This window comes from Desulfoluna sp. (assembly GCF_030145185.1).
Lineage (GTDB): Bacteria > Desulfobacterota > Desulfobacteria > Desulfobacterales > Desulfolunaceae > Desulfoluna.
The window spans coordinates 1-12533 of sequence record NZ_JAQYWB010000060.1; the positions used below are offsets into that span (position 1 = coordinate 1).

11 protein-coding genes are annotated in these 12533 nt (G+C 55.0%); 3 read left to right on the forward strand and 8 right to left on the reverse strand.

Translation table 11 applies throughout. The features are described from left to right. Positions 1-231: 231 nt before the first annotated feature. The 5 genes from Q1Q75_RS17165 to Q1Q75_RS17185 all read right to left on the reverse strand — a co-directional run bounded on the left by Q1Q75_RS17165 (position 232) and on the right by Q1Q75_RS17185 (position 4057). Positions 232-507, reverse strand: a complete 276-nt coding sequence (locus Q1Q75_RS17165) for an EscU/YscU/HrcU family type III secretion system export apparatus switch protein (RefSeq protein WP_300673097.1) — start codon at positions 505-507, stop codon at positions 232-234. Next, entirely contained in the window at positions 494-1522 is a 1029-nt protein-coding gene (locus Q1Q75_RS17170) for a flagellar hook-length control protein FliK (protein WP_300673100.1), read from the reverse strand. The genes Q1Q75_RS17165 and Q1Q75_RS17170 overlap by 14 nt, the downstream gene beginning before the upstream one ends. A gap of 292 nt (positions 1523-1814) precedes the next feature. Further along, entirely contained in the window at positions 1815-2447 is a 633-nt protein-coding gene (locus Q1Q75_RS17175; RefSeq protein ID WP_300673102.1) for a LysE family translocator, read from the reverse strand. A 290-nt stretch (positions 2448-2737) separates the two neighbouring features. Continuing rightward, the gene (locus Q1Q75_RS17180; protein ID WP_300673104.1) at positions 2738-3370 is read right to left on the reverse strand and encodes a LysE family translocator; all 633 of its coding nucleotides are present in this window, start codon (positions 3368-3370) and stop codon (positions 2738-2740) included. A gap of 210 nt (positions 3371-3580) precedes the next feature. After that, complete coding sequence (locus tag Q1Q75_RS17185; RefSeq protein ID WP_300673106.1) at positions 3581-4057, reverse strand: hypothetical protein; 477 nt, start codon at positions 4055-4057, stop codon at positions 3581-3583. A 435-nt stretch (positions 4058-4492) separates the two neighbouring features. Between Q1Q75_RS17185 and Q1Q75_RS17190 the strand changes: the two genes are divergently transcribed. After that, entirely contained in the window at positions 4493-5515 is a 1023-nt protein-coding gene (locus Q1Q75_RS17190) for a nucleoside hydrolase (protein ID WP_300673108.1), read from the forward strand. Between the two features lie 359 nt (positions 5516-5874). After that, positions 5875-7068: an aminotransferase class I/II-fold pyridoxal phosphate-dependent enzyme gene (locus Q1Q75_RS17195; protein WP_300673110.1), complete on the forward strand. Its 1194-nt coding sequence runs from the start codon at positions 5875-5877 to the stop codon at positions 7066-7068. Between the two features lie 84 nt (positions 7069-7152). On the opposite strand, the gene Q1Q75_RS17200 is transcribed toward Q1Q75_RS17195, so the two are convergent. From Q1Q75_RS17200 to Q1Q75_RS17210, 3 genes are all read right to left on the reverse strand, one after another. Then, the gene (locus Q1Q75_RS17200; protein WP_300673112.1) at positions 7153-8037 is read right to left on the reverse strand and encodes an amino acid ABC transporter permease; all 885 of its coding nucleotides are present in this window, start codon (positions 8035-8037) and stop codon (positions 7153-7155) included. A 521-nt stretch (positions 8038-8558) separates the two neighbouring features. Further along, positions 8559-9356: a transporter substrate-binding domain-containing protein gene (locus Q1Q75_RS17205; protein WP_300673114.1), complete on the reverse strand. Its 798-nt coding sequence runs from the start codon at positions 9354-9356 to the stop codon at positions 8559-8561. A 483-nt stretch (positions 9357-9839) separates the two neighbouring features. Next, on the reverse strand, positions 9840-10622 hold the full coding sequence (locus Q1Q75_RS17210; protein ID WP_300673116.1) for an amino acid ABC transporter permease: 783 nt from the start codon (positions 10620-10622) through the stop codon (positions 9840-9842). A 507-nt stretch (positions 10623-11129) separates the two neighbouring features. On the opposite strand from Q1Q75_RS17210, the gene Q1Q75_RS17215 reads away from it, so the two are divergent. After that, on the forward strand, positions 11130-12404 hold the full coding sequence (locus tag Q1Q75_RS17215; protein ID WP_300673118.1) for a PAS domain S-box protein: 1275 nt from the start codon (positions 11130-11132) through the stop codon (positions 12402-12404). Positions 12405-12533 lie beyond the last annotated feature (129 nt).

A 12533-nucleotide genomic window follows, 5' to 3' on the forward strand; every position in this document is an offset into this window, starting at 1 on the left:
GAGTTGGGTGCGCTCATATGCAAGGCATCAGAGCTGAAGATGTAGTGGTTTACCTCAAAGCTCTGATAACGCGGCAGATGAGTGCACCCGGCTCGCCCGAAGGGTGAGAAAATCAAACAGAATACCGTGGATTACATTTTGCATGTTTGAAACGACTGGAAATATTACTGCAAAGAACCGTAATTACGAATTATTCCTTAATCCTGATTGTTTTCTCATGAAATATCCGGGTTAGGGGAGTTTGTTGTTGGTGCGATAGACAAAAGCAAGGAGTTCCGCCACCACAGCGTAAATTTCTTCAGGGATTTCTGTGTCGAGATCCAGGGCGGCCAGGACCTCCACCAAATCGGGGTCGCACTGCACCGGCACCCCGTGTTCCCTGGCCAGCGCAATGATCTTATCCGCCACAGGGCCTCGGCCCGTGGCCGTGACTCTGGGCGCGTTGCCTTCAGACCGGTTGTACCCCAGCGCCACGGCTGTCTGCCGCCCTTTTTTAGATCGCAACATGAAGTCCATCCATGCCACAGACGAGATCATCGACCAGAGAGGTGCCCGCCATCACAGCCCGTTCCACCCGCTGCACGCCCAGCCCCCTGACGGAGAAACCTTTCTCGGCAAGGCTCTCGGTTAAGGTATCCAAATCATGGAGGAGGAGGGCTTCCGCTTCCGGATTGGTCACTGACAGAGTCCCCCTTACCGCCCCTTTATAAATAGAGAGATCGACTCGAAGGTCCCCGATTTTGCTGAGATTGACGTGCATGGACAAGCGCGTCACCCGGTCGCCCTCCCCACGCCCTGGGCGTCCCTCTTCGCCGCGATCGATCAACAGCTGACCGAAGCTGAGCTTTCCATCCATAAACAGGGGCAGGGGGAGCAGAAAACGCCCTGAAATCTCTCCAGTGGCCCGGTTCACCACCTGAAGCTTTTCAATCCCGTCAATAAGCGCCTTCACCGCCTTCGAAAGAGAGCCCTCTTTTCTGGCGGCATGGGCAAGCGCCATGGAAAGCCCTTTGATGTCCTCCTCTTTCCCGTCCGCCCCTTGAAGAAGATTGTGCTCATGCATCAACCCGGACTGACGCACCATGCGCCGGACATCCTCGGCACCACTCTTTCCAGGCTTGACGGCGAGCTGCGCCACAAAATCCTGAAGTTTCTCTTTTAATTGGGAGACGGCGGCACTGCCCTTGGGAAGGGATGAGCCAAAAAGGGTGAACAGATGCTGGAAAGGGCCCTGACGCCCCAAATTTCGAAGCGCCACAAGGTAACGCCCCACCGGATGATCCGCAAAAGTAATCTGACGCAAGGCGATGCGGCTTGTATCCACGTCGGTCACACGCAGGCGCATGGAGGTTCCGTTTTTCATGGGATGGGCCAAGGTGGCGGCGATCTCGCGCTTGCCAATCCGAAGGGTGGCGGAGCCGTCAGGGTCGGAATGCACCACACGGGCTGTCACCCGTCGTCCCGGCGAGATGGGCCGATGCCCTAAGGCTTTCCCGCGTCCGAATCCAAAAAATGAAACCATCCGTCCCCTCGCCTCTGCGTTGCAACGTGATATTGTTCTTTCTCTGCCTGACTCCTGTTCTCTTACTTTTCGACCATCCCCGTCAAAACCTTAACCCGGATTTTTCTTAAAAAATCGATCTTTACCTGTCGGACATGCGCAGGCCCCAGCCTCCCCCTCTCCTTCGGATTTTTAAATAAGAGGAAAAATGAACCTGTGATTCAGGCAGCGATCCAGGGGATAAAAGGGGTGTTCGAAGGAGAGGGGTAAAGCGCATCCGCAATCTGCGTTCTATCTATTTTTGCATCGATCCTCACCTGTCCCAGGCAAGGAGAACGCCAAACATCACCATCAAGGCACCGGTCACGCCATTCATGGTGCGTCTTACCTTTTTTTTCATGAGGATCACCCGGGCGCGATCCACCATGGAGGCGACGAAGGTCTGCCAGGCCATGGCGATTACAAAATGAATGCCCGCAAAGACGAGGGCCTGGGGGAGGGCCGGGCGTGCAGGGTCGATGAACTGGGGCAGAAAGGCCATATAGAAGACAATAATCTTGGGATTGAGAACGTTGGAGAGAAAGCCTTCACGAAGGGAGCGGATGATGCGGCAATCCCCGACGGCTGACGGCGTCTCCTCCTGAACGGTGTCGTCGCTTTTTTTCGCCACGGACCAAAGGCTGAAGCCCCCAAGCCAGATCAGGTACGCCGCGCCGACAAGTTTAAGCATGCCAAAAGCAAAGGCGGAGTGCAAAAGAATCACGGAAATCCCGACGGCTGAAAAGGTCGCATGGACAAAATACCCCGTGCAGGTCCCCAGGCTGCTGAAAAAGCCATCCTTGACCCCGCCCCGAGTTGTGTTGTGGATCACCAGAATCGTATCCAGACCCGGCGTGATGGTCAGAAGACTGATGGCGATCAGATAGGCGAACAGGCTATTTTCCATAAGGGACTCCTTTGTAGGTAAATGACGTAAAGGAGGCCCTTATAGGCCAGACATTGGGGGCTGTCAATGGATGGAAAATGACGCTGGAAGTCCCGCCCTGCGTGACAAGAGAGACTCATCATTGCGTCCTCGGCGCGACGGTCCGCAAAATGATAATCATCGCTGTTGCTTAACGCACCGATGCAAAGGCCACCCACCGCCGAATGGCCGGTGGTGCCTCACCGGTGATGATGAGAATAATCTCAAAAGAGGCATCCCCGGCAGGCTTTCCAAGCGGCTTTCCGGTGCCCCTACCTGTCCCAGGCAAGGAGAGCCCCCAGCATCATCATGAGAACACCGGTGACACCATCCATGACGCGTTGGACCTTGGCTTTCATCAGGATCACCTTGGCGCGGTCCACCATGACCGCAAGAAAGGTCTGCCAGATCATGGCGATGAGAAAATGAAGGCCCGCGAGGCTTAAGGCCTGGGTGAGAGCGGAGCGGGTGGGGTCGATAAACTGAGGCAAAAAAGCCATATAGAAGACAATGGTCTTGGGATTCAGGACATTGGAAAGAAACCCTTCCCGCAGGGACCGGGACAGTCGAAAATCCCCGAAGCCCGCGGGGAGCTCCGATTGAAGGGCTGGATCCCTTCGTTTCATGGCCGACCGAAGGCTGACCGCTCCCAGCCAGATCAGGTATCCGGCCCCGATAAGTTTGAGCATCCCAAAGGCGACGGCCGAATGCAGGAGAATCACCGAGATCCCCACCGCCGAAAAGGTCGCATGGACAAACAGCCCGGAGCAGATCCCCAGACTGCTGAAGAAACCGTCTTTCACTCCGCCCCGGGTGGTGTTACGAATCACCAGGATCGTGTCAATGCCCGGCGTGATGGTGAGAAGCGTCATGGCGACAAGATACGCAAACAGACTGTTTTCCATTGAAATCTCCATTAAAAGTATCGGATAAGCGTGGCTATCATGGGGGAACCCGTGATCACTGTCAATGCTTTCTGCGCCCCCACAAAAAAAACGGGCGCATGGTATTTGCGCCCGTTCCCAGGAGATCTCTGGCCGTCCCCTCCGCGTGGAGGCATGAATCGCTTTCGTCACCCATACCTCACAGAAGAGATCGGCCCCGTGACTCATGGATCATCGGTCGGTCTGGTGATTTCTGCTCAGTTCGTTCTCCACCATAACGCCGAATTTATAAGCTTTCACCCCCGCGTTATGGGGAAGTACCGCGTATCCACCCACCCAGGGCTGCTGTCCGGCAAGGGACTCCAGGCTGTTCCAGGTACGCTCTGCTTCAAGGGTCTGGTCATGGGTTTCGGCGACATAATTTTCAGGGATGTGAACCCGCCGTACGGAGACACGCAGGTCCCCATTGATCATCTCTTTGGCCCGGACCTCGACCACACGGCCTTCACCGTTGGTAAAATAACTGATCCCCCCAAGGCCTCTCTCTATAGCCTGGGACCCCAGCGCATGGAGCTCAGAACCCGGATCAGCCACGCGCCCCTGGGTAAAGTCGAAGAATCCGGCGACAGCCGGGGTAGCTGTCATGCTAAAAGCCACCATAACGACGGCGAGCAGTCCATGGATATAAAATTTTTTAAGGGTCTTCATTGAGATTGCCTCCATTTTCTTTATAAAAGCCGATCATCATCGGCGAAATCATCATGGGTTGAAACGGTCATTTAAGCAGATAACATTTCACAAAGCGTGCCAGGAAACAAAAAAGAGCGACAAGCGCCCAGGCAATGCGATGAGTTCCAAGGGGCGAGGCGCCCCCCAAAATACTACCGTCTATTTAAAGACTATTCTTCAAGGTCATGGGGACTATTCTTCAATCATTCATGTCAGGGGCATCGACGCAACCAACACGTGGGAAGGCAAAGGGCATCACGGCCATCGACAAACATGCAGGACACCACAGGCGTTCTCTTTCCAGGTAAAACGGTTTCGCTACGCCCCCAAACATTATACATTGCATCGGTAATCTCATCACACGTTTCAAAAGAAATATGAACAGCGCAGCGCCGGCCATCAGAGGAGGGTTACATGAAAAAAAAAGTGATTATTGACACGGACATGGGGTGGGACGATATTCTTTCCATCCTTTATTTAATCAAACACCCCGGAATCGATATTCTGGGTATCACCGTTACGGGCTGCGGAGAAACCGACCTGCGCTGGGGCCTGGTGATCGCCCAAACCCTGATGGAGCTGGGACATCAGACGCAGGCGCGAATCTGTGCTGGAGCCCCCTCGCCCCTGAAATTTACGCACCGGTTCCCCCAGCCCTTTAAGAATGAGATGAACGACATCATGGGACTCCTCGGGACGTTGAACCCGCCCCTCTCCCTACCCGTGGACGAACGCTCCGCCTGGGAATTCATGGCGCAGACCCTCGACGAAACGCATGATAAAATCACCTTCCTCTCCCTCGGCGGGTTCACCAATATCGCCAGACTGCTTGAGATCTCGCCATCACCCCGCATCGAAAACATCTCAGAAATTGTGGCCATGGCGGGAGCTGTCTATGTGGACGGCAACGTGGCGCTCCTGAACAACGCCCGGACAGAATGGGACCAGGGGCCGATCTACAGCACCAATACTGCCGCGGAATGGAACGTCTTTGTGGATCCCCTGGCCGCCAAATGCATCTGCGACTCTGAGATCCCTCTGACCCTGGTGCCCCTCGATGCCTGCAACCATGTCATGCTGAGTCCCGACTACGCCACGGCACTCACCGCCACAGACCCTTTGGCTACCCTGGCAAAAAATATCTTCCAAAAAAAATCCGGAAGCCACAACGAAGGCATCCCCGTACCCATTTTCGATCCCCTGGCCACCCTGATCATGGCCGGGGAGATGCCGGGATACCACGCGATCCAGACGTACCTGGATGTGGACCTCAGGGAATCGAGCACAGACAACCCCTGCGGAAAAACCCGGGTTGCAGACTCTGGGTCCCGAGAAATCACCGTTGTACACGGGGTCTCCCAGCGCCAATTCGCAGACGGTTTCACCCAAATCATGAACCGCTGCATACCAAAAGAGAGGCCTCCGGAGGCAAGGTGAGCCTCCCGGGAACGCACATCAGAAACCGTCATTCCAGCCTGACCTTCGTCCCAGCATCAGGACACAGGAAGACACACCACTTTCCAATTGACAGCGCTCCTCAATCCACGTAAAAAGTGTAAAAAATGATCTTAACAGGATACCAAATGAATCACGCATGCCACATATTGGCGGCGGCAGCGGCCATGGGGTCAACCCATTGTCGTTTCCCTGCCCTCTGAATAGACAGACTGCAGTAAGAACGCCATGGGTTGACGACGACATCCCATGGCTTTTTTTTTGCCTCGGGTTGTCCCCGGGTCCCCGCCCCGAAACGTCTCCCGGAAGCCTTCTTACCCAAAAAAAACTGGAGGCACCACATGACAGAAGAACCCATTATCCGATACTCTGAGCGAATGAACCACCTGCCCTCGTATCTCTTTGGCCTGATCAACAAAAGAAAAATGGAGATGCGCCGAAAAGGCCTGGATGTCATTGACCTCGGCATGGGCAACCCTGTGGACCCGGCACCGGACAAAGTGACGGAGATGCTCTGCAAAGTGGCCCAGGACCCTAAGAGCCATCGATACCCCGTGGCCGGTGGCATGAAGCACCTCAAGCAGGAGCTGGCCCTGATGTACGACCGGGATTATGGCGTTAACCTGGACCCCGATTCTGAAGTCATCACCACCATCGGTTCCAAGGAGGGGGTCTCCCACCTCTGCCTGGCCCTCATGGGCCCGGGAGACACGGTCATGGTCCCCACCCCGGCCTTTCCAGTCCATATCTACGCAGCCATCATCGCCGGGGCCAACGTTTTGCAGTTTCCCATGGCAGACGATGAGACCATGCTCAAGCAGATTGTCGGGCTCTGTGAATCCATGTACCCCACGCCCAAAATGCTGCTCCTCAACTATCCCCACAACCCCACGGGCCAGGTGACCAATGTCGATTTTTTCAAAGAGGTGGTGAAACTCGCGAAAAAATACCGCTTCATGGTGGTCCAGGATTTCGCCTATTCCCGCATCACCTACGACGGCTACAAAGCTCCCAGCTTCTTCGAAGTCCCCGGTGCCAAAGACGTGGGCGTGGAATTCGGGTCGTTCTCCAAGACTTACAACATGGCTGGCTGGCGCATGGGGTACTGCGTGGGCAACGCCGAGATGATCAAGGGCCTTGAAAAAATCAAAGGCTACTACGACTACGGCATCTTCACCGCCATTCAGGCGGCAGGGATCGTGGCCCTTCGCGACTGCGAATCCAACATCACCGAACAGGTTCAAATCTACGAAAAACGGCGAAACACCATGTGTGACATCCTCCGGCGCATGGACTGGGAGGTGGACGCCCCCAAGGCGGGCATGTTTGTCTGGATCAAGATCCCCGACCGCTACAAAAACAGCCACGACTCCATGGCCTTTGCCCTGGAGCTTATGGAAAAAGCCAACGTGGCCGTCGCCCCCGGCGCCGGGTTCAGCAAAGAAGGCGAAGGCTACCTGCGCCTCGCCCTTGTGGAAAACGAAGAGCGCATTCGCCAGGCCCTGAGGCAAATTCGCCAGGCGGAGATTGATTAAAAAAATGGCCTCCGGCAGAGCTGCCGGAGGCCACTTTTAACTGTTTGATTTTCTCATCCTTCGAGCGAGCCGGGTTAGAACACGTCAAAATTTTACAGTCCGCCGGTCAATCACAGCCACGGCCCGCGAAAGACTGAAAGTAAGGATAAAATAGAGAAGGGTGACGGTAATCCAGACCTCAAAGGTAAGAAAGGTGGCGGCCATGATCTCCATGCCCTGAAAGGTGAGCTCCTGAATGGAGATGACGCTCATGATGGCCGAGTCCTTGATGGTGGAGATAAACTGACCGGCCAGGGGGGAGAGGATTTTTCGCAGGGCCTGGGGCAGGATGACATGCCGAAAGGCCTGAAACTCTGTCAGACCTGAGGCTCGTGCCGCTTCCCACTGACCGTGGGAGACTGACACCAGCCCGCCCCGGACAATCTCGGTGACATAGGCCCCTTCGTAAATAGCCAGGGTCATCACCGCAGAGAAAAAAGCGTTGATCTGTGCCTCTCCGGCAAAGAAAAAGGCGACCATCACCCGGGTGGTGTCCGAACGCGTCCGGAGCCAGAGATCCATGCCCAAAAAATCGAGAAACTGGCTGCTGATAAAAAAATAGAAGAGAAAAACCAGCACCAGGGCAGGGATGTTCCGAAGGGTCTCGACGTAAAGCCAGCCGAGAAACTTTTGACCCGGTGTTCCGAAGGCCCGCATGGCACCGGTAAGCACCCCGATGAGTGAGGCCAGAAGGGTCGCCCAGAAGCTGAGCTTCACCGTGGTAAAAAACCCCGTCAGAAGAAGGTTCGGAACCCAGCCTCCCCCGTCGTTTCGTCGCAGAATATAAGAGGGAATCGTCCCCCACTCCCATCGATAATCCAGCACCGCCCCCATCCGACAAAAAAACCACGCCAGAAAAAGGCCCACCACAAAAAGCGCCACGCCATCCACCACGCCAACCCGATCTCTCTTGCTTCCAGGAATACTCATAACACCTTTGAAGATGACCACTGAGTGGAACGATTCGGCTGCTGAGCCTCCAGAGTGTTACCGGCTCCGGACAAGCATACGCGTTTAGATGATGACACCCGAAGCGCATTCGCAAACCCGCTTTCAAGGTGGCGCCACCTTGCCGCCGGAATTATTCCGGTTAACGTCGACGGCTGATTTGGATCCGGCTTGCCTATAGCTCATGGACGTGCACCGCACTGTGCGCCTCCGTACCCTTCAGGCGAATGCGGACGCATTTCAGACTGGAGGGATGACACCCGCCGCGCATTCGCAAACCCGCGTTCAAGGTGGATCACCTTGCCGCCGGAATTATTCCGGTTAACGTCGACGGCTGATTTGGATCCGGCTTGCCTATAGCTCATGGACGTGCACCGCACTGTGCGCCTCCTTACCCTTCAGGCGAATGCGGACGCATTGCAGACTGGAGGGATGACACCCGACGCGCATTCGCAAACCCGCTTTCAAGGTGGCGCCACCTTGCCGCCGGAGGCTGCATTGGATCATTTCACCTGCCCTGCCCAGCCCCGGGTTTCGAACCAGTAACGTTTTGTTTTGGCGAGAAAACCGTCGGCCTGTTTGACGCGAATCCAGTTGTTGAAATAATTGAGCGCATCGTGATCGCCTTTTCGCACCGCAAGCCCGATGGGCTCTCGGGTAAAGGACTCGCCTAAAGGAGCCACGAGCTTATTGGGATACTTCAGGGCCTGAAAACGGGGCAGAGGGGCCGAGGCCACCACGGCATGAACGCGACCGAGATACAGCTCCTGAAGGGCCTGGCTTTCGTTTTCAAAAAGTTTAAAGGTGGCGTTGGGCATGTGTCTCTTGGCGGCCATCTCAGCGGTGGTGCCGAGACGCACGGCGATGGTCACGCTCTTGGTATTAAAATCGTCAACGGTGGCGAGCCCGTCGGCCTTTTTACGGTGGGCCACGATCGACATGCCCGTAAAGTCATAGGGTTCCGAAAAATTCACCTTGAGATTTCGGGTTGGGGTGATGCCCATGCCACCGATAATGACGTCAAATTTGCCGGTCAGCAGGGCCGGGATGATACCGGACCAGTTGGTGGGAACAAACTCTGCCTTGACGCCCATGTCTTTGGCCAGCTCGCGTGCCACATCGATTTCAAACCCGATGAGTTCGCCGGTCTTGTCCCGCATGGCCCAGGGGACGAAGGTGGACATCCCCACACGAATCACCCCCTTTTTCTGAATCGACTCAATCACACTCTCCTGCGCCCAGAGTTGCCCGCTGCACGCAAGCACCAGAACCATCACCCAACACGTCAGCCATCGCTTCATATTCGTCTCCATTAATTGAAGGTTCATTGATAAAAGGGAAGTATTCAGCTTACGCCTCTGGCGGCCCTGCCGGGCCAAGCCCATGAAAAAGTAGACAAACAGGTTTTTATGAGTAAACCCGATAAATTCATGTTTGCCATAGGCGAAAAACAGGCATTGATTATCGTTTCGGCCATTCAGAAGCCAAAAACCAGAGCGAGACGACTCCTCAGCAAATTGCCTATCCCGGATATTTCATGAAAAAACAATCAGGACTAAGGAATAATCCGTAATTACAGTTCTTTGCGGTAATATTTTCAGTCGTTTCAAAAATGCAAAATGTAATCCACGGTATTCTGTTTGATTTTCTCACCCTTCGGGCGAGCCAGGTGCACTCATCTGCCGCGTTATTAGAGCTTTGAGGTAAACCACTACATCTTCAGCTCTGATGCCTTGCATATGAGCGCACCCAACTCGTGAAATATCCGGGCTATGGCCGTTGGCCTACCCCCGCAAGGCAACTCGCCGCTCCCATCGCGCGATACAGGCAGAAAGGGTCGCTGTCAAAATCAGGTAACAAAAAGCCACGGTAAACCAGATTTCAAAGGTCAAAAAGGTCTCTGCCACAATACTCTGGGCCTGCATGGTGAGATCAAAAATTGAGATGGTACTCACCAGGGCCGAGTCCTTGATGAGAGACACGCCCTGCCCGGCCAGCATGGGAAGCATCTGTCTCAGGGCCTGGGGAAAAATCACCTCACGAAAGGTGCCCCAGGATTTCATGCCAAGACTGAAGGAGGCTTCCCATTGGCCTTTGTCCACCGCCAAAATTCCGGAGCGAATAATCTCCGAGGCGTAGGCCCCCTCAAAAAGGGAAAGGGCGATAACCGCCGAGGAAAAAGCAGAGAGGCCCATCACCGGCGAGACAACAAAATAGATAACAAAAAGCTGGATCAGCAAAGGGGTGTTGCGGATCGCCTCCACATACCCCACCACCAGGGCATGTAAAACAGGCGATGAAGAGAAGCGCATCATCGCCGTTGAAAATCCGATCGCGATCGTCAACACAAGGCTGAGCCCGGATATTTTCAAGGTCACCAGCATCCCCTTCAAGAGCAGGCCTGCCTGAAGGCCCTGATCCGTTACGGTCACAAGGTAGGGCCAGACCCGGTACCACTGCCAGTTGTAGGTCACATTGCGATATCCGAAGACAAAAAGGGCAAAAAGACACAGGATGAAGAGCGCCGTCCTGCCATAAATTTTTGTCCAGCGTTTCCATATTTTCACGGTATGTCCGTCTCTTAAACGCATTTCGTTCAGGTAAGGGGGGCCTCTGTGATGACCATTCAGGCCCAAAAAAATGCTTTCACAGGGTAAAGACTAAGGAGGAATAAAGGCCTCCGGCGGCAAGGTGAGCCACCTTGAAAGCAGGTTACCGCTGGGCTTTGCCCCTCGTTCCTCGGGTCAAATCCCAACGGAATTCTGGTGAGTCAATGTATGATTATTTATTTCCAGTCGCCTTATTCCAGGCTGAAAGGCATCTGCATTTGCGTGAAGGGTGGGGGCCTGCCGAAGGGCACAAACCCACGAGCTAAATCATGTTCTCTTCTTTTAACACGTTGAGGCATTGTATAGAAAATACCCGTTAAAAACAACACCCTTCAATTGACATCTGCGGCGGAGGAGGTTAGCTTCATTTTCCCGATACCGCCCGCCAGAGGATCTCTTTGCTCACAGCAACGTGCCCCCTTCCGGCACACGGTTCGCCACGATCACTTGTCACCGAGAGCTATCATGCCAGACAACGAAACGAAAATTCAGGAACTCACCCGACGCATCCACGAACTGGTGCTCAATGATCGATTTATGGGCCTGCTCGAAAAAGCATTGGACGCGGTCTACGTCATCGATTTTCTGGGCAACTTCATCGACGCCAACGACACCGCCCTGGTGATGCTGGGATACGATCGTGAGGAGCTGCCCACCCTCAACTTCTTCGACCTGATCCGGGAAGACCAGAAAACCCATGCCATCGGCATCCTCGCGAACCCGAAAAAACGCACCGGTTTTACCGAGGCTCTGGAATTTCACGTTCGGCGCAAGGACGGTTCCCATATCTGGATCTCCACCCGTGCCCGGCTGATCAAGGAAGATGACGTCCCCGTCAGGCTCCATGGCATTGCTGTGGACATCACCGATCAAAAAAACCGGGAAGAGGAGCTGAAAAACCGGGAAGAGACCCTGATCATGGCCCTGGAAGGCGCCGAGCTCGGAGTGTGGTACTGGCGAGTTGACGAAAAAGTGGTCACCCTGGAGCGTAGCTGGGGCAAACGATTCGGTGTCGAAAGCGGGGAGTCCATGCCCCAGAGTGAATTCCTGGCACGGCTTCACCCGTCGGAGCGGCCCCTTGTCTCCGGAGCGTTTACCCTTCACCTGAAAGGGGAGACCGACGCCGTCCACGTCCGCCACCGCCTGAAAGGACGGGACGGCACCTGGCTCTGGATGAGCACCCGCGGTAAGGCCGTAGAAAAAAACACCGACGGCCATGTGCTCACCATCGCCGGGACCTTCCTGGACGTCACCCGCCAGGTGCGCATGGAAAAAGCCCTGGAGCGCCGAAAAGCCGAAGTGGAAGAGAAGGTGAGCCGCCTTGAGGAGAGCCAGGCCGCCCTGCGTGCCCTCCTCACCCAGCGGGAGAAGGACCGGGAAGAGTTGGGAGAAAACATGACCGCCACCTTAAGGCACCTCGTGCTGCCTTCCCTTGAAAAAATATCGGAGCAGACCCTGAGCCCGATTCAGGAAAAGCATCTCGAGACGGCTGTGCAGAGCCTGTCAGAGATCATCTCCCCTTTTTCACGCCGCCTCGCCTCCCCCTTTATTAACCTCACCCCCATGGAACTGAAAGTGGCTGAATTCATCCGCCAGGGGCTCACCTCCAAAGAGATGGCCGCCATGCTCCACCTCTCCAAAGGGACCATCGACTTCCACCGCAACAACATCCGAAAAAAACTGGGCCTCAACAACAGCGGCGCCAACCTGCGTACCCAGCTCCTCTCCCTGACCCGGTGATGAAAAAACGGGGTAACTCATCAGCTCATGCCACCAAATCGTCACACACCGATACGGCAGGGTCGATGAAGAAGGAAACCGTATAAAGGGTCTGTCCTTTGGCAACCGTGTCGATGCGAAATGCAGGGT